Source organism: Edwardsiella ictaluri ATCC 33202, from assembly GCF_000264785.1.
In the GTDB taxonomy this organism is placed as follows: domain Bacteria; phylum Pseudomonadota; class Gammaproteobacteria; order Enterobacterales; family Enterobacteriaceae; genus Edwardsiella; species Edwardsiella ictaluri.
The window spans coordinates 1-17,721 of record NZ_AFJI01000105.1; the positions used below are offsets into that span (position 1 = coordinate 1).

Sequence of the window (17,721 nt, forward strand, 5' to 3'; positions counted from 1 at the left end):
TCGACTGTCAGTATAATTACGCCATGCAATCAACTATTCAGAATAGCATATAATGAGCAACACTATGATTCTAAATGGAAATAATCATACCCACCTGCAGTCTGTACTGTCATTACGGGCGTCATGGCAGTGAGTCACAGACCGCAGCAGGAAGTGCAACTTCGCCAGTACCAGTTTTTGTTGATGGTGAGCGTTTAGGGCGACGGCTATGGCTTTCCAAACCAGCAATGCCCTGAGCCAGATATCTGCGCCACCATTTACGCAATGTGGGCCGAGAAATGCCACAGCGACGGCATACGAATCCCGCATCACCAGACGTTTCATAGAGTTTTACCCACTGCAGTCTCTGCTGAATTTCTCTGTTCATAGTGAGGTATTATAGTGAAACGATGTCTATGAATCACACACATGAGACAATGGTTAAAGCTCTACAAATAGAAATTAATAAGTTACAAAAAATCGGCGTTGAGGCCGTTCTCAACGCCGAGATGCCCCACCATTTGAGCTACGATAAAAATTAGTCTGACACATAAATCATTTTTATCGAACCAAACAATTCAATATTGATTTGTTTGTGCTATAAACATATATCATGCAGCAACACTCTCAGTGCAATATAAACCACTTATAGAATAAATCCCATATTCTTCTGAGATGCTGCGCGTTGGAGATGGAAACCCAACCTCATTACCACCTTTATTAAAATCAAAAACGCCTAATACGTTTCCATGTTGGTTTTTTGCATTTACTACCCTTGCATAAATGTTTCCATCTTCTGCTGTTATTTCTATTTTCACTGCCTTTGTTTTTTCTTTGTCAAAAAACTCTGCCCAAAAAGATAATATTTCTAATTGCTTTCCTTTTACCGGCCTCTCAAAACCCCATAAATGGGTTACTAGATCAGGTTTACCTGTTAAGAAACCACCTATATTGATTCTTAATTTAGTTGGGTCTAGATTAAGAACACTAACAGTTCCATTGTTTTCATATAAGCTTCTTTTTCCAGTGCTAATAACACTATTTGTTCTAATTAGAAACATATTTCTACCTGATACAGCGGATATAAATGATATACCATATCCGTTATCAGTCTCTGAATATGCGACATTAGATTTTGTGCCAAAATTATTAAAGTCATATGTTTGTAACTCATCTATTGAAGCTTTAGCATGCTTCGCATCAATTACTTTGACCAGTAAACCATCATTGCTTTCTGTTAATAAAACCTGCACAGCTTTAATTGTGTCACCCTGATATATTTTTGCCCAAAACAAAATGCTAGACTCACTCCTTTTAACATCCCAAATAATAGATGGGGTTCTTTCCTCTTCTTTATTAACCGAAGCACCACCTAAAAAAATAGTCATCCTAGTAGGATCTATACTATTTACAGTCACATCCCTATTAAAATTTTTACCTTGACTGGGAATGAAGTGATCTATTGCATATCTTTTCATAAGTATCCTTGTTTTAGTTAGTTGCTAATGGTAGTAAATACTCTGGCTTTATAATGGATAGAAATTGATATAACAAGTTACCTATAGAGTACTAAACGGACTATCAACGAATACTTAGAAGCCATCAAAAAAAATAATTTCCATTAATAAATGATGTTATTTTCATCCCAGAAAACAAAACAAGTCACCTAATCTGAGATAAATAGTAAACGCATTGATAATCACGCTGCAGCGCTGCTTTCAGCGGGTTCAAGGTACATCGCAGGAGAGAAGAAAGAAAGAAAGAATGCATAGCTGGATATGTAGCACACAAGTGCAATGTTAATGATAGGAGAATAACGTGAAACAGAACTCAGCCGAAGTAAAAGGAATGAGTAGGATGGCGCAGCGCCTCCTGGATAAAATTGACCGACTGGAGCATGCCGTTAAGCATAGAGTCGAATTAAACAGGAATCCAATACCAGGTACCTCGTCTGAAAAAATGCTCTCTCTGGCGCAATGCGAATGGATATTGAAGGATTGCGCCATGTTTCGTCGCTGGATTAGCAATGCTGACATCGTCGAATCGCAGCCATGGGTAAACGCCTCACGATCGGAGGTAAGTATCGACAATATAGGAGTCCCCTTGCCTCCAGGATGGGACTTGATAAAAATCCCGGTCATATGTCCTATTTGTGGCTTTACCTCAGAATAATTTATTAACACCAATAATGAATTGGTAAATTATTCATCTTTTGGAAGGTCACCTGAAAACCAGGCCGCGACCTTCTCTGACATATTCAGCTTAATAGCCGCAGACTCTGATGAACGGCCAAGAGAGATAAGCACCCTTTTATAAGCAGGGTCTCGTAACATCCCAAGCGTTGGGTTATCGCCCTCTTCCGCTTTAACGTAAGCAGCATGGAGATCAGCGTCTGAGACGCTATCCGACATCGTTATCAGCGCCTTCATTTGTTTCGCTTGAATCTCATGTAGCATAGCCGTTTTACCCGGTTGCCATACAAAACTGGCGATAGATATTGCGGCAATAACGGCACCAAAAAGAGGAGCGCTACCATAGGTGGCAAATATTGCTGACCCGAGCGTAATTTGAATAAACGTCAGTATGCGATCCAATCTGGCGTATAAGATCGCATGCATTGTTTCTATATAAAATGAATATCGAATACTAAAAAGCAATTCATCCCGGGTCATTTGGCACCTCTATTTTTTCGGCTTTGGCGCAGGCGTCGGCCTGTACGTTACTTGCCCATCAGGTCTTGGACGTTCTGTACCACCAAATTGATTAATACGCATTTTACCCTCCATTGGGTGGAGTTAATGGAGAACCTCCATATGGTGATGGAGTTCGTGCGCCGGACACGGGTAAGAATCCGGCTTAAATAAAATACTACCCCCGCTTATACGCAGCGAGCAATGAAGAAATAAAGGGAGTGTGAGATGAAGGTATTAAGAATTAAAGGGGAGAGCGCCGGGGATGTACTGCAGGAGGATCTGAAGCGGGCGAAAGCCCAGGGGAAAAAGAAAGTCACCCGCAGCATCACTGGCGGCCAGTTTAGCGCGACACGCGCCCGCCGGCTGGTTGAGCTGCTCAGCGATGCCGAAATAGACGAGGATGGACGGACGCTGGTCCTACGGGAAGGTATCGGAGAGGAAGTAATGCGGATTATCAACGAATACAGCGGAGCATGAACATGGCCAGAATGGTGAGTTTAAAGGAATGGGCTGAAGATGAATTTGGCAGTTTAGCTCCAAGCCTTCACACATTAACGAAATATGCCAAAGGTCACATGATGGCGCCACCGGCCAGAAAAGTTGGCAGAAAGTGGATGATTGATCGTGACGCCCGATTTATCGGCATTTTAGCTGAACCCAAAATCGCACCGACAGCAAACCCCGCGTTGAAGAGGATTATTGCAGATGGCTGCCAGACCACGAACCCACAAAATAACCATCCCCAATCTGTACTCAAAGTTAGATAAGCGTACCGGACGCGTATATTGGCAATACAAGCACCCCGTAACGGGTAATTTTCACAGCCTGGGTACCAATACAGAGGAAGCCAAACAGGTCGCCAGTGAGGCAAACGACATTATCGCAGAGCAGCGTACCCGGCAGATCCTCAGCGTTAACGAAAAAATCGCCCGTATGCGTGAGTCCAGAGAGTTTATCACCGTCACAACATGGCTAGATCGTTACCTTGAAATCCAGCAAGAACGGCTTGAATCAGGCGAAATAAAAATCAACTCCGTTAAGCAAAAGAAGAAGCCTGTCGAATTATTGCGCCAATGTTCTGGGATGCTTTATCTGAAAGATGTTACTGCGTTGGAAGTAGCAGAAATCATTGATGCCGTGAAAGCACAGGGACATAGCCGTATGGCTCAGGTCGTCAGGATGGCTATCATTGACGTTTTTAAAGAGGCGCAACACGCGGGGCACGTACCGCCAGGCTATAACCCGGCACAGGCAACAAAACAACCCCGGAACAGAGTGATGCGCCAGCGCTTATCGCTTGATGAGTGGAAAACCATTTATTCTGCGGCTGAACGACATCCCCCCTACCTCCAGTGTGCCATGTTGTTGGCTTTGGTGACTGGCCAGCGGATCGGTGACATTTCTAATATGAAGTTTTCTGATATTTGGGACGACATGTTGCACGTCACCCAAGAGAAAACAGGGGCACGTCTGGCTATCCCACTGGCTCTTACCTGCGTGGCGCTCAATATTTCACTGAGGGACGTCGTGACTCAATGTAGAGATGCGGTACTGAGCCAGTATCTGGTGCATTTTCGGCACACCACATCACAAGCAACGCGGGGGGATAGGGTTTCACCTAATGCCATCACAACCACCTTTAAAAAAGCCAGGAACCGCAGCGGTATAACCTGGCCGGAGGGAACCGCGCCCACTTTCCATGAACAACGCTCTCTGTCTGAACGACTCTACCGGGAGCAGGGACTGGAGACACAAAAACTGCTGGGACATAAGTCACAGAAAATGACGGATAAATATAACGATGACCGAGGGAAAGAATGGATGGTTATTGCCGTTTAGCAGCAAGCTCTCTCATTCTCGCTTGCATTGATATGAGCACCCGAAAGTTGATTATTTTTTGTACAGTTTTGGGGAAGAGTTTTGGGGAAGTTTTGGGGAAAGATGTGCAGATCAAAAAGCCAACATAAAATTAACAATTTATGTTGGCTATATGTTAACAGAAAAAATCACATATTGTCGATGACCGCGTCGCCAAACTCAGAGCATTTCAGCAACTTAGCGCCATCCATCAGACGTTCGAAGTCATAGGTCACTGTCTTATTGGCGATCGCCCCTTCCATACCTTTAACAATCAGGTCCGCCGCTTCCGTCCAGCCCATGTGACGCAGCATCATTTCGGCAGACAAGATAATCGAACCGGGGTTCACCTTATCCTGGCCGGCGTACTTCGGCGCAGTGCCGTGGGTCGCCTCAAACAGCGCACACGCGTCGCCAATGTTGGCGCCCGGTGCGATACCGATGCCGCCGACCTGTGCCGCCAACGCATCGGAGATATAGTCGCCGTTCAGGTTCATACAGGCGATCACGTCATACTCCGCCGGACGCAGCAGGATCTGCTGCAGGAAGGCATCGGCGATCACATCCTTGATCACGATGGTTTTTCCGCTGCGCGGATTCTTCACCGCCAGCCACGGGCCGCCGTCAATAGGCTCGCCGCCAAACTCCTCGCGCGCCAGCTGGTATCCCCAGTCCTTAAAGGCCCCCTCGGTAAACTTCATGATATTGCCCTTGTGCACCAGAGTCACCGAGTCGCGATCGTTAGCGATAGCGTACTCGATCGCCGCACGCACCAAGCGTTGGGTTCCCTGCTCGGAGCACGGCTTCACCCCGATGCCGCAGTGCTCAGGGAAGCGGATCTTGTTGACGCCCATCTCTTCGCGCAGGAAATCGATGACTTTTTTGGCCTCGGGGCTGTCGGCTTTCCACTCGATGCCGGCGTAAATATCCTCGGCGTTTTCGCGGAAGATCACCATGTCCGTCAGCTCCGGCTGTTTGACCGGGCTGGGCGTCCCTTGGTAATAGCGCACCGGACGCAGGCAGATATACAGATCCAGCCGCTGGCGCAGCGCCACGTTGAGAGAGCGGATCCCGCCGCCGACGGGCGTCGTCAGGGGGCCCTTAATCGCTACGCGGTATTCACGGATCAGATCCAGCGTCTCATCGGGCAGCCAGACATCAGGACCATAGACCTGGGTCGCCTTCTCTCCGGTGTAGATCTCCATCCAGGCGATCCGACGCTCACCGCGGTACGCCTTAGCGACGGCGGCATCCACCACCTTGATCATCGCCGGTGTCACATCCACCCCGATACCATCGCCCTCGATAAAGGGAATAATCGGCGTCGCCGGGACGCTCAGCTTTCCCTGTGCATCAGCGCTCATCTTCTGCCCGTTGACCGGAATAACGACTTTACTTTCCATTAACCTATCCCTCCGCGTAGCTCTCTCGGGCCACGCCTGCAATAACAGACGCCAACCGATTGATTTAATAAAAATTACACCTTGATTTACTTTGTTTCATTGTTAAATCGCTGTAAAACCTATGTCAATATTACTGAAATTGAAGACAGACGCCAATCGGAATCTATTTTTAGGTATAATCCGTGCTCCGCCGCACAATCCTGCGCGGACAGTCTCTTGTTAACATCCTATATGGCCACAGAAATGTCAAAAACAGCCCCCATTTCCCGCGCTCGGCGCCCGGCGTCATCCTCCCGCCGTCCCAGTATAGCCAAACGCCCCGCGGCGCCGCGTCAGGTGGTGATTTTGAATAAGCCCTTCGACGTCCTGCCGCAGTTTACCGATGAGCAGGGGCGCGCCACCCTGAAAGACTATATCCCGCTGCAGGGGGTTTACGCCGCGGGGCGGCTGGATCGCGACAGCGAGGGGCTGCTGGTGCTGACCAACGATGGTCGACTGCAGGCGCAGCTGACCCAACCCGGCAAGCGCACCGGCAAAGTCTACTATGTGCAGGTCGAGGGTGAACCTAGCGAGGCGGATCTGCAGCGCTTTTGCCAGGGGCTGACGCTGAAGGATGGCCCAACCCTGCCCGCCCTGGCCGAGCGCGTCGCGCAGCCGGATTGGCTATGGCCGCGCAACCCACCGATCCGTGAGCGTAAAAACATCCCGACCAGCTGGCTTAAAATCACTCTGTATGAAGGGCGCAACCGCCAGGTCCGCCGCATGACGGCCCATATCGGTTACCCTACACTGCGCCTGATCCGCTATAGTATGGACTCTCTAACCCTGCAGGATCTGGCACCGGGAGAATGGCGCCGGATCGACTGGCCCTGAGCTCCTCTTGCCTCAGCGCCGCAACGGAGACGTCACCGTGCTCAAACCCCATGTGACCGTAGCCTGCGTAGTTCAGGCTGAAGGACATTTTTTAATCGTGGAAGAGACCATTAACGGCCAGCCGCGCTGGAATCAGCCCGCCGGCCACCTAGAGGCCGGGGAAACCCTGCTGCAGGCGGCGTCCCGCGAGCTCTGGGAAGAGAGCGGTATCCGCGCCGATCCGCAGCATCTGCTGCAGATCTTTCAGTGGGTGGCGCCGGACGCCACGCCGTTTCTGCGCTTTACCTTCTCCATCGACCTGCCGCAGCGGGTTGACGCGGCGCCCCACGACGGTGACATCGACCGCAGCCTATGGCTGGAGGCGGCGCAAATCCTCCGCTCCACGCAGCTGCGCTCCCCCCTGGTGGCGGAAAGCCTGCGCTGTTACCTGCGGGGAGAGCGCTATCCGCTGACCCTGCTGTGCACCTACCCCACCCAGCCCTGAGCCGAGCGGAGAGGCGGTGCGCGCGTGTGGGCAACGTGATAAAATGCAGCTTCGTTTATGTTCCACTCAGACTGCGAGAGTCTCATGTCAGATAACAGCCAGAAAAAAGTGATCGTCGGAATGTCCGGCGGCGTCGATTCCTCCGTATCCGCCTACCTATTACAACAACAGGGATATCAGGTTGCTGGCCTGTTCATGAAGAACTGGGAAGAGGACGATAGCGACGAATACTGTTCAGCGGCTACCGATTTAGCCGATGCCCAGGCCGTCTGCGATAGGCTGGGCATCGAGCTGCATACCGTCAACTTCGCCGCCGAATACTGGGACAATGTCTTTGAACTGTTCCTGCAGGAGTACCGCGCCGGGCGCACGCCCAATCCGGATATTCTGTGCAACAAGGAGATCAAGTTTAAGGCGTTTCTGGAGTTCGCCGCCGAAGATCTGGGTGCTGACTACATTGCCACCGGCCACTATGTGCGCCGCCGTGACATCAACGGCACCACTCAGCTGCTGCGCGGCGTCGATGCCAACAAGGATCAGAGCTACTTCCTGTACACCCTCAGCCACCAGCAGGTGGCACAAAGCCTGTTCCCGGTAGGCGAGCTGGAGAAGCCCGAGGTGCGGCGCATCGCCGCCCAGCTGGATCTGGCCACCGCCAAGAAAAAGGACTCTACCGGCATCTGCTTTATCGGCGAACGGAAGTTCCGCGAGTTTCTTGGCCGCTATCTGCCGGCGCAGCCGGGCAAGATCGTCACCGTGGACGGTGAGACGATCGGCGAGCATCAGGGGCTGATGTACCATACCCTGGGACAGCGTAAGGGGCTCGGCATCGGCGGCACCAAAGAGGGCAGCGAAGAGCCGTGGTACGTGGTGGACAAGGATCTGGACAACAACGTTCTGGTGGTCGCGCAGGGCCACGACCACCCGCGCCTGTTCTCCAACGGCCTGATCGCCCAGCAGCTGCACTGGGTCGATCGTCTCCCCCTCGGCGCGCCGCTGCGCTGCACGGTAAAAACCCGCTACCGTCAGGCCGACATTCCCTGTCTGGTCACCCCGCTCGCCGATGAGCGCATTGAGGTACGCTTCGACCAGCCCGTCGCCGCCGTCACGCCGGGGCAGTCCGCAGTATTCTACCAGGATGAGGTCTGCCTGGGCGGTGGGATCATCGAAACCCGTCTGGTCGACTGACCGCGCCAGCGCTTCCCGCGCGCCCCATCGGTGCGCGGGTCTCTCCCGCTGTCCGGCTGACTTTACATTCCCCCGGCGACGATTCCGCCCGCGCTTTTCGGCCGCCAGCCTCCCTGTGCTAAACTGGAAAAAAATATTGATTTTGCGCCCGTAGTCCTGATGAGCCCGCTGCAATCCCTCGACGTTCTGTATATCAACGCCTGCGTTACCTACGCCACGCTCTCCGTCAGCTATTTCGCACTGAGTAAACAGGGGGCCCTGGGGCCCGCATCGCCGCTCTCCGGCCGTATTCTGTGGGGGATGGTTGCCGGCCTGCTCTCCTGGTATCTGACCGGCAGCAAAATCTACTTTACCGCACAGATCCACTACACCTTCGAAATCGTCCCCATGTTGCTGGTCACCTTCTTCGGCGGCTGGTGCGCCGGCCTGACTGCCTGGCTGCTCAACTTCATCACCACCGGCGGCTTTGTCCTCGACAACCTGTTTATCGGTATGATGCTGGCACCGGTGCTGCTGGCGCGTGTGTGGCGGCGCAATACCCTGCGTACCTTTATCCTGTGCATTTCGCTGGTGACGCTGTTCCGCCTGCTGATCGTTATCCCCTACGTGACCCGGCGTATCTATCTGCTGGACGTGCTGCTGCATCAAACCATCTCCTATTTCTGCCTGCTGGTCTGTTACCAGACCCTGGCCCTCAAGCAGCGCAGCATCAGCGCCTATTTCACCCTGAGCGAGTCGGCCCTGCGCGACCAGCTGACCCAGACCAATAACCGCCAAGGGCTCCAGCAGCAGATCCTGCGTCTGGAACACAGCCGCAGCGCCTGCTGCATCGCCATGATCGATATCGATAACTTTAAGCAAATCAACGATCGCTACGGCCATCTGTGCGGCGACCGGGTTTTGACCGCCATCGCCGCCATCGCCTCACAGACCCTGCAGCCCCGGGACTACATGGCCCGTTTCGGCGGAGAGGAGTTTGTCATCCTGTTTCCCGGGAAGACACTCGAGCGGGCCAACGCGCGCTGCGAGCAAATCCGCCAGGCCATCTGCGCTACGCCCCTCTACCTTTGCCATGACCAGCAAATCCGGGCGAGCGCCTCCTTCGGCCTCAGCTATTTCGACGGTCGCGACAGCCTGCAACAGGCCATCGCACGGGCCGACGGCGCCCTGTACCGCGCCAAGCGCCGCGGTAAAAACCGTGTTGAGTGCGCCTGACGCACGGCGCAGGCGCCATCGTTTGCGCAGATGTGCGCCAGTTACCTGCGCCAATCGCCCGTGCCGCTAGGTTTAACGTCACGTTTATGGCATGATCGTGGGTCAGAATCTGACACCGATGCCGCGGCGCCGGTGTTTCGCTGCCCGCAAACAGGAGTCCACGTGGCGAAGAATTACTATGACATCACTCTGGCGCTGGCCGGTATCTGTCAGTCAGCGCGTCTGGTTCAGCAGCTGGCCCATGACGGGCAATGCGACAATGTTGCGCTGCGTACCTCGCTGAGCAGTATTCTTCAAACCGATCCGCCGAATACCCTGGCCGTCTTCGGCGACCATGAGCGCGTGCTGAAGCCGGGTCTGGAGACCCTGCTCAACGTCCTGAACGCTAACCGCCAGGGGCCGGGCGCAGAGCTGACCCGCTACTGCCTCAGCCTGATGCTGCTGGAGCGTAAGCTGTTCGGCCACCCGCAGGCCCTGCGTACCCTCTCAGAGCGTATCGGTGAGCTCGATCGCCAGCTGGCACACTTCGATCTGGAGTCCGACACCATCGTCAGCGCGCTGGCCGCCATCTATGTGGATGTGATCAGCCCGCTGGGGCCGCGGATTCAGGTCACCGGCTCTCCCGCCGTACTGCAAAATGCCCTGGTACAGGCGCGGGTGCGCGCCGCGCTGCTGGCAGGGATCCGCGCCGGGATCCTGTGGCAACAGGTCGGCGGCAGCCGGCTGCAGCTGATGTTCTCCCGTAATCGCCTATTTCAGATGGCGCAGAATTTATTGACCCACAGTTAACCTTTCCCAATCCCAGGAGTTGCTACCGATGGAATTATCCTCCCTGACCGCCGTATCCCCAATCGACGGCCGCTACGGCGAGAAAGTCAGTGCCCTGCGGCCGATCTTTAGTGAGTTCGGTCTGCTGAAGTTTCGCGTCCAGGTAGAAGTACGTTGGCTGCAAAAACTGGCCGCTTGTGCAGAAATCGGCGAAGTTCCCGCTTTTGATGCGGACGCAAACGCTTTCCTTGACCGGATCGCCGACCAGTTCAGCGAAGAAGATGCCCGCCGTATCAAAACCATTGAGCGTACCACCAATCACGACGTGAAGGCGGTCGAGTATTTCCTGAAAGAAAAAGTGGCTGACCAGCCTGCGCTGCACGCGGTCTCTGAGTTTATCCACTTCGCCTGCACCTCCGAGGATATCAACAACCTCTCCCATGCCCTGATGCTGAACAGCGCGCGCGAAGAGGTGCTTAAGCCGGTCTGGCGCCAGCTGATCGATACCCTGCGCGATCTGGCGCAGCGCTACCGCGATATTCCACTGATGGCGCGTACCCACGGCCAGCCGGCCACCCCCTCGACCGTCGGCAAGGAGTTTGCCAACGTCGCCTACCGTCTGGAGCGCCAGTTCCGTCAGCTGACGCAGGTTGAGATCCTGGGCAAAATCAACGGCGCCGTCGGAAACTATAACGCCCATCTGGCCGCCTACCCACAGATCGACTGGCACGCCTTCAGCGAAAGCTTTGTCACCTCGCTGGGGATCCAGTGGAACCCCTACACCACCCAGATCGAACCGCACGACTATATCGCCGAGTTGTTTGACTGCGTCGCCCGCTTTAACACCATTCTGCTCGATTTCGACCGTGACGTATGGGGCTATATTGCGCTCAACCACTTCAAGCAGAGAACCATCGCTGGCGAAATCGGCTCATCGACCATGCCACACAAGGTCAACCCGATCGACTTCGAAAACTCCGAAGGCAACCTGGGCCTCTCCAACGCCCTGCTGGGACACCTGGCATCCAAGCTGCCGGTATCGCGCTGGCAGCGCGATCTGACCGACTCCACCGTCCTGCGCAACCTGGGGGTCGGCCTCGGCTACGCCCTGATCGCCTATGCCTCGACTCTCAAGGGACTGAGCAAGCTGGAGGTCAACCAGGATCATCTGCTGGACGAGCTGGATCACAACTGGGAGCTGCTGGCCGAGCCGGTGCAGACGGTGATGCGCCGCTACGGTATCGAAAAACCCTACGAAAAGCTCAAGGAGCTGACCCGTGGCAAACGGGTCGATGCTGCCGGGATGCAGCGCTTCATCGACGGCCTGGCGCTGCCGGAAGAGGAGAAAGCGCGCCTGAAGGCGATGACCCCGGCCGCGTATACCGGCGCGGCGGCCGTGCTGGTCGATAAATTAAAGTAGCACGCTGAACTGCACGAAATTACGCCACCCGTCTACGCGGGTGGCCTCTCCGTACTCCTCCACACGCCTGCGGTCACACTGCGCTGACTTTTTACTTCTGCCACGTCCCGTCTGCGACTACACTGAGCTCCTACAACATTGCTTATCATTGAGACCATCTCCGGACCCTGAACGCTATGAGTGCCGACCCGATCCCACTGTTACAAAAGCTGCGTGACGATCTCGCGCAAAGCGGCTCCATGCCGATCTATCTGCGCTTTAACGAATCCATCCGCCAGGCTATCGCCCAGGGCATGCTGCAGCCGGGTGATTTTCTGCCCAGCGAGCGCGCCTTTACCGATGCCCTGAAAATCTCACGCATTACGGTACGCAAGGCGCTGGCCTGCCTCGAGCAGGATGACATTATTGACCGCGGACGCGGCTTTGGCACCCAGATCAAGCAGGTGCCAATGTCCTCGCTGGCCTACTCGCTGGCCAACATCAAAGGCTTCTCCGGTGAGGTCGCCATGCAAGGGCGCCAGCCCGGCACCCGCTGGCTGTCACGTGAGCTGGTGCCCGCCTCGGCAACCATCGCCGACAAGCTGGGCATTGCGATCGATACCCCGGTCTACCGTCTGGAGCGCATCCGCACCGTGGACGGCCAGGCGCTCTCCGTCGCCATCTCCTACGTGATACGCGAGGCTATCGATGACTGTCAGGCGATCGGCGAATCACTGTATGACTACCTGCGTGCCCGCCAGATCCAGTTTGGGCGCCTCTCCAGCCAAATCGGCGCCTGTCTGGCCGACCCCTCGCTGCAGCAGAAGCTGGAGATCGGCGCACCGACCGCCATGCTGGTGATCCGTCAGGTGCTCAGCGATCGCACCCAACGCCCCCTGGAGTACAGCATTAACTACTGCCGCGGAGATATGTACGAATACACGGCCGAGGAGTAAATGGCGGGGCCATCCATCACGACGCCCCGATCTGGGTGACGACAGCGCAACTCACCCTGCGCAGCGCCGCTGGCGCAGACGCATCAGCCCGGTACTGTAGTGGCTCATATCGAGCGGATTCACCTGGCGCAACGTCGCCAACCAGTCGGCGCGGATCCCCTGAACCCCGGACAACGCCCCACAGATCGCCGTCGCCATCGCCCCGATGGTGTCGGTATCCCCCCCCAGGTTGGCACACAGCTCGGCACAGCGATTGGGGCAACCATCGGCAAGGTCAACCATGGCGATTGCCGCCGGCACCGACTCAACGGTGTCAACCCCGGCGCCGATCAACTGATACACCCGCTCGCTGCCCTGCTCGTAGCCCGCCGCCGTCAGCGACAGCGCCAGCTCGATCCGTGCCGCCAGAGAGGGGCTGAAGGTCGATGGGCGATAGCGCTGGGCATAATCGGCAACGCCCGGCAGTGCCAGGCGGATGGTTGCCCAGTCTGCCCCCTCGATGGCGCGGGAGACCGCCCAGGCGATCACGGTGGCGCCGGCAACCGCGATGTCCGACTTATGGGTCGGGCTGGAGGCCTGCCATACCTGCTCGACAAAGTCCGGCAACGGCGCCGACGGCAGCAGGCAGCCCAGCGGGGAGACCCGCATGGCGGCGCCGTTGGTCACACCGTTGTTCTCCAGATCGGCGATGGCCACCCCCTCCTGCTGCGCACTCAGCGCTCGGCGGGAGCTGGGACCAAGAATATTGCGCTCAAAGGCGCCGAACCCCTGCGCCCAGATCATGATATTGCGCGCGATCAGCTCAGGGACGACCTCTCCCTCCGCCTCCAGCAGCGCATCGGCCAATGCCAGCGCCATCGCGGTATCATCGGTATACTGCCCGGCGCTGAAATAGCAGGCGGCGCAGTTCTCCGGCGGCCCGTCCAGAAAGCGGTCTATCCAGCCAAAGTGACGGCGCACGCGCTCGCGCGGCCACAGCTCCGACGGCATCCCCAACGCATCGCCCAGCATCTGCCCGTACAGCGTACCGAGAATGCGCTGTTCGATCTCCGCTTCGCCCGCGGTTTGTTGTGCAGTTGCCTGTGCGGCAGATAATGTCATACCTTCCTCTCTCTGTCCGGCGGCGACGCTGCCGTAACGCTATATAGTACCTTAATGATACCATAACAGACAGCCTACGACAGCGCTCCCCCGTAAACCTCCGCCCCCGATCACACTATTTCAGCATATCCGTGACTACTATCACCCCAGGCGACGCTTCAGTTTATCTACCGTTGATATTACAGTGTTTATGTTAGCCGACGTAAATTCCCGCTACGGCGGCCCATCGCGACCTAGGGAGAGTAGATCCCGGCATCATTTGCATGGACGCTACCCAGACTTTCCGCTAGGGTGAAACAGTGGATCCGGCGAAGGGCCGGTAACCTGATTCGGGAGTGAAAGAACCTAGACATGCGTATCTTAGTCGTCGAAGACAATAATCTGCTACGCCATCACCTGTCGGTACAGATACGTGAGCTGGGCCACCAGGTCGATGCCGCGGAAAACGCCAAAGAGGCGGACTTTTTCGTGCGCGAACAGGGCCCTGATATCGCGATCGTCGACCTCGGGCTGCCGGGGGAAGACGGTATGAGCATGATCCGCCGCTGGCGTAGCGAGCAGATAACCCTGCCCATTCTGGTGCTCACCGCCCGGGAAAGCTGGCAGGAAAAGGTAGCAGCACTGGAGGCGGGCGCCGATGACTATGTCACCAAGCCCTTCCATTTAGAAGAGGTGCTGGCACGCATGCAGGCCCTGATGCGCCGCAACAGCGGTCTGGCCTCGCAGATCATCAGCATGCCCCCGTTCCAGGCTGATCTCTCTCGCCGTGAGCTGCGGGTCAACGAGACGCTGATCAAACTTACCGCCTTTGAGTACACCATCATGGAGACCCTGATCCGCAACAGCGGCAAGGTGGTCAGCAAAGATGCCCTGATGCTGCAGCTCTATCCCGACGCCGAGCTGCGTGAAAGCCACACTATCGACGTACTGATGGGGCGCCTGCGCAAAAAGCTGCAGAGTGAATACCCGGCCGATGTCATCACCACCGTACGCGGTCAGGGCTACCGCTTCGACGTGCCGGCATGATGCTACAGCGCTGGCAGGCATGGAAAGCCCGCCCCTTATCGCTGCGCACCCGCTTTATGCTGGCTACCGCCGCGATGGTGTTCCTGCTCTCGCTGGCCTATGGCCTGGTGGCAGTGGTTGGCTACGCCGTCAGCTTCGACAAAACCACCTACCGTCTGTTGCGCGGTGAGAGCAACCTGTTTTTTAGCCTGGCCCACTGGCAAGATGGACGCCTGACCATCACCCCTCCACCCAACATGGCGCTGAATACGCCGACGCTGGTGATGATTTACGACCGTGAAGGACGCCTGCTCTGGTCTAAGCGTCAGATACCGGCGCTGGAAAAACGCATTGAGCGCAGCTGGCTGGAGAAGCCGGGCTTTTATGAAATCGACAGCAACAAGTATTTCAGCAGCACGGTGCTCGGCGACAACCCGCGGATGCAGAATCAGCTGAAGGACTACGACGACGACAGCGCCGATGCCATGACCCACTCCGTCGCCGTCAGCCAATATACTGCCACGGCGCACCTACCGGCGCTGACCATCGTGGTTGTCGATACCATCCCCCAGGAGCTGCAAAACTCTGACATGGTCTGGGGCTGGTTCAGTTATGTACTGATAGCCAACGTGCTGTTGGTGATCCCCCTGCTGTGGCTCGCCGCCTTCTGGAGCCTGCAACCGCTCAAGGCCCTGGCCACCCAGGTACGCGAGCTGGAGAAGGGGCAGCGCGATAGCCTCAGCGAAAATCCCCCTCATGAGCTGCGCGGTCTGGTGCGCAACCTCAACATCCTGCTGAACAACGAGCGCCAGCGCTATACCCGCTACCGCACCACCCTTGCCGATCTGACCCACAGCCTGAAGACCCCGCTGGCGGTGCTACAGAGCACCCTGCGTTCCCTGCGCAACGGGAAAAGTCTGAGCGTCGAACAGGCCGAGCCGATCATGCTGGAGCAGATCAGCCGTATCTCCCAGCAGATCGGCTACTACCTGCACCGCGCCAGCGCCCATTCGGAACACAGCGTGCTCAACCGCGAGGTGCACTCGGTATCAGCGATCCTCGACGCCCTGACCTCGGCGCTGAACAAAGTCTACCAGCGCAAGGGGGTGGACATCTCGCTGGATATCCCGCCGGAGCTCACCTTTATCGGTGAAAAGAACGATCTGATGGAGGTGATCGGAAACCTGCTGGATAACGCCTGCAAATACTGCCTGGAATTTGTGGAGGTCAGCGCCAGCCTGCACGGCGGCGATCTGATGCTATGGGTAGACGACGACGGCCCCGGCATTCCACACGACAAACGCGAGCTGGTGTTCGCCCGCGGTCAGCGCGCTGATACCCTGCGCCCCGGCCAGGGGCTGGGGCTGGCACTGGTGGACGAACTGGTCAATCAGTACGACGGCAGCATCGCTGTCGATGACAGTCCACTGGGCGGCGCACGCATCTGCGTACGCTTTGGCCAGCAACAGCCGGATCGCAATTAAATCGACCACCGGCCGCACAATATTCCCCTTAGCCCGGCGGATCGCCGCGCGTCATCCGTTATACTGGGCAGAGTCCCGCCACGCGATGTAACCCGATATCTCCTGCCGCGGCGGAACACCGCGGCCTCTGTGCCCACCACCATCACAGGACACTCACCATGCATTATCAACTCGATCTCGACTGGCAGGACTTTCTGCAAAACTATTGGCAAAAACGCCCGTTGGTTATCCGGCACGGTTTCAAGGACTTCATCGATCCGCTCTCACCGGATGAACTGGCCGGGCTGGCGATGGAGCAAGAGGTGGATAGCCGCCTGGTCTGCCGCGACGATGGGCAGTGGCAGGTGTCACACGGCCCGTTTACCAGCTACGATCACCTGGGTGAGACCAACTGGTCGCTGCTGGTACAGGCCGTCGACCACTGGCACACACCGGCGGCGGCGCTGATGCGGCCGTTTCGGCACCTGCCGGACTGGCGCCTCGACGATCTGATGATCTCATTCTCGGTCCCCGGCGGTGGCGTCGGCCCCCATATCGACCAGTATGATGTCTTTATCATCCAGGGCAGCGGGCGGAGACGCTGGCGTGTCGGCGAGAAAGGACAGCGCCGTCAGCACTGCCCGCACCCGGACCTGCTGCAGGTCGATCCCTTTGATGCCATCATCGACATCGAGCTGTCACCGGGCGATATCCTGTATATCCCGCCCCACTTCCCTCATGAAGGGTATGCGCTGGAGAACGCCCTCAACTACTCGGTGGGTTTCCGGGCGCCCAACGCCCGCGAGCTGATCAGTGGCTTTGCCGATCATATGTTGGCCCACGATCTCGGCGGCAACCACTATGTCGATCCACAATTGGCGCAACGCGACAATCCGGCGGAGATCCTGCCGCAGGAGCTGGACGCCCTGCGCACCATGATGGTGGCCCAGCTCAACGACGGCGACAGCTTCCAGCGCTGGTTCGGCGAGTTTATCAGCCAGTCTCGCCACGAGCTGGACATCGCTCCGCCGGAGCCGCCCTATCAGGCCGGAGAGGTCTATGAGCTGCTGCAGGCGGGCGAGGTACTGGAGCGTCTGGGGGGAATTCGGGTGCTGCGGATCGCGGAGCGCTGCTATATCAACGGGGAACCCCTCGACAGTGAGAACGCCGCCGCGCTCGATACGCTGGCGCGTCATACCTGCCTGAACGCCACCGCACTGGGCTGCGCGCTGGACGATCCCGCCTTCCTGACCGACCTGACCGGGCTGATTAACAGCGGGTACTGGTTCTTCCAGGACTGAACATACGCGTAAGGCAGCGCGACCGTAAGCGGGGGC

The 17,721-nt window shown here is 56.5% G+C and carries 17 protein-coding genes and 2 pseudogenes; 14 read left to right on the forward strand and 5 right to left on the reverse strand.

What is annotated here, in order from left to right; all coding sequences use genetic code 11:
* Positions 1 to 175: 175 nt before the first annotated feature.
* Both EIEH_RS18135 and EIEH_RS19155 read right to left on the reverse strand, forming a co-directional pair.
* Positions 176 to 367 (reverse strand): annotated as a pseudogene (locus tag EIEH_RS18135) (helix-turn-helix domain-containing protein); the annotation flags it as partial.
* 223 nt (positions 368 to 590) lie between these two features.
* Positions 591 to 1,457 (reverse strand): hypothetical protein, encoded by an 867-nt coding sequence (locus tag EIEH_RS19155; RefSeq protein ID WP_015871602.1) that lies wholly within the window; start codon positions 1,455 to 1,457, stop codon positions 591 to 593.
* 340 nt (positions 1,458 to 1,797) lie between these two features.
* Between EIEH_RS19155 and EIEH_RS15700 the strand changes: the two genes are divergently transcribed.
* Positions 1,798 to 2,151, forward strand: coding sequence for a hypothetical protein (locus EIEH_RS15700; protein WP_035610228.1), 354 nt, complete (start codon positions 1,798 to 1,800; stop codon positions 2,149 to 2,151).
* 29 nt (positions 2,152 to 2,180) lie between these two features.
* Here the strand turns inward: EIEH_RS15700 and EIEH_RS15705 are convergent, their stop codons facing one another.
* On the reverse strand, positions 2,181 to 2,651 hold the full coding sequence (locus tag EIEH_RS15705; protein ID WP_035610231.1) for a hypothetical protein: 471 nt from the start codon (positions 2,649 to 2,651) through the stop codon (positions 2,181 to 2,183).
* A gap of 252 nt (positions 2,652 to 2,903) precedes the next feature.
* Between EIEH_RS15705 and EIEH_RS15710 the strand changes: the two are divergent.
* From EIEH_RS15710 to EIEH_RS15715, 3 genes and pseudogenes are all read left to right on the forward strand, one after another.
* Positions 2,904 to 3,149, forward strand: a pseudogene (locus EIEH_RS15710) (chromosome partitioning protein ParB); the annotation flags it as partial.
* A 2-nt stretch (positions 3,150 to 3,151) separates the two neighbouring features.
* Positions 3,152 to 3,439 carry an excisionase gene (locus tag EIEH_RS18140; protein ID WP_071525755.1) on the forward strand — a complete coding sequence of 96 codons (288 nt, stop codon included), beginning with the start codon at positions 3,152 to 3,154 and terminating at the stop codon, positions 3,437 to 3,439.
* Entirely contained in the window at positions 3,378 to 4,511 is a 1,134-nt protein-coding gene (locus tag EIEH_RS15715; protein WP_015871604.1) for a site-specific integrase, read from the forward strand. The genes EIEH_RS18140 and EIEH_RS15715 overlap by 62 nt, the downstream gene beginning before the upstream one ends.
* Positions 4,512 to 4,678: 167 nt before the next feature.
* On the opposite strand, the gene icd is transcribed toward EIEH_RS15715, so the two are convergent.
* Positions 4,679 to 5,932: an NADP-dependent isocitrate dehydrogenase gene (icd, locus tag EIEH_RS15720; RefSeq protein ID WP_015871605.1), complete on the reverse strand. Its 1,254-nt coding sequence runs from the start codon at positions 5,930 to 5,932 to the stop codon at positions 4,679 to 4,681.
* A 231-nt stretch (positions 5,933 to 6,163) separates the two neighbouring features.
* Between icd and rluE the strand changes: the two genes are divergently transcribed.
* The 7 genes from rluE (at position 6,164) to EIEH_RS15755 (ending at position 12,815) form a co-directional block, all read left to right on the forward strand.
* On the forward strand, positions 6,164 to 6,805 hold the full coding sequence (rluE, locus tag EIEH_RS15725) for a 23S rRNA pseudouridine(2457) synthase RluE (RefSeq protein ID WP_035610234.1): 642 nt from the start codon (positions 6,164 to 6,166) through the stop codon (positions 6,803 to 6,805).
* A gap of 37 nt (positions 6,806 to 6,842) precedes the next feature.
* Positions 6,843 to 7,289: an NUDIX domain-containing protein gene (locus EIEH_RS15730; protein WP_015871607.1), complete on the forward strand. Its 447-nt coding sequence runs from the start codon at positions 6,843 to 6,845 to the stop codon at positions 7,287 to 7,289.
* An 84-nt stretch (positions 7,290 to 7,373) separates the two neighbouring features.
* Positions 7,374 to 8,477, forward strand: coding sequence for a tRNA 2-thiouridine(34) synthase MnmA (mnmA, locus tag EIEH_RS15735; RefSeq protein ID WP_015871608.1), 1,104 nt, complete (start codon positions 7,374 to 7,376; stop codon positions 8,475 to 8,477).
* Positions 8,478 to 8,636: 159 nt separating this feature from the next.
* Positions 8,637 to 9,692: a GGDEF domain-containing protein gene (locus EIEH_RS15740; RefSeq protein WP_015871609.1), complete on the forward strand. Its 1,056-nt coding sequence runs from the start codon at positions 8,637 to 8,639 to the stop codon at positions 9,690 to 9,692.
* A 162-nt stretch (positions 9,693 to 9,854) separates the two neighbouring features.
* Positions 9,855 to 10,481: a high frequency lysogenization protein HflD gene (gene hflD / locus EIEH_RS15745; RefSeq protein WP_015871610.1), complete on the forward strand. Its 627-nt coding sequence runs from the start codon at positions 9,855 to 9,857 to the stop codon at positions 10,479 to 10,481.
* Positions 10,482 to 10,509: 28 nt separating this feature from the next.
* Positions 10,510 to 11,880, forward strand: coding sequence for an adenylosuccinate lyase (gene purB / locus EIEH_RS15750; RefSeq protein WP_015871611.1), 1,371 nt, complete (start codon positions 10,510 to 10,512; stop codon positions 11,878 to 11,880).
* A 176-nt stretch (positions 11,881 to 12,056) separates the two neighbouring features.
* Positions 12,057 to 12,815, forward strand: coding sequence for a GntR family transcriptional regulator (locus EIEH_RS15755; protein WP_015871612.1), 759 nt, complete (start codon positions 12,057 to 12,059; stop codon positions 12,813 to 12,815).
* A gap of 51 nt (positions 12,816 to 12,866) precedes the next feature.
* Here the strand turns inward: EIEH_RS15755 and EIEH_RS15760 are convergent, their stop codons facing one another.
* The gene (locus EIEH_RS15760) at positions 12,867 to 13,916 is read right to left on the reverse strand and encodes an ADP-ribosylglycohydrolase family protein (RefSeq protein ID WP_015871613.1); all 1,050 of its coding nucleotides are present in this window, start codon (positions 13,914 to 13,916) and stop codon (positions 12,867 to 12,869) included.
* 351 nt (positions 13,917 to 14,267) lie between these two features.
* Here EIEH_RS15760 and phoP point away from each other — a divergent pair, with 351 nt between their 5' ends.
* From phoP to EIEH_RS15775, 3 genes are all read left to right on the forward strand, one after another.
* Entirely contained in the window at positions 14,268 to 14,942 is a 675-nt protein-coding gene (gene phoP, locus EIEH_RS15765; RefSeq protein ID WP_015871614.1) for a two-component system response regulator PhoP, read from the forward strand.
* Positions 14,939 to 16,405 (forward strand): two-component system sensor histidine kinase PhoQ, encoded by a 1,467-nt coding sequence (gene phoQ, locus EIEH_RS15770; protein ID WP_035610238.1) that lies wholly within the window; start codon positions 14,939 to 14,941, stop codon positions 16,403 to 16,405. The genes phoP and phoQ overlap by 4 nt, the downstream gene beginning before the upstream one ends.
* Before the next feature lie 158 nt (positions 16,406 to 16,563).
* Positions 16,564 to 17,685 (forward strand): ribosomal protein uL16 3-hydroxylase, encoded by a 1,122-nt coding sequence (locus EIEH_RS15775; protein WP_015871616.1) that lies wholly within the window; start codon positions 16,564 to 16,566, stop codon positions 17,683 to 17,685.
* Positions 17,686 to 17,721: the final 36 nt, after the last annotated feature.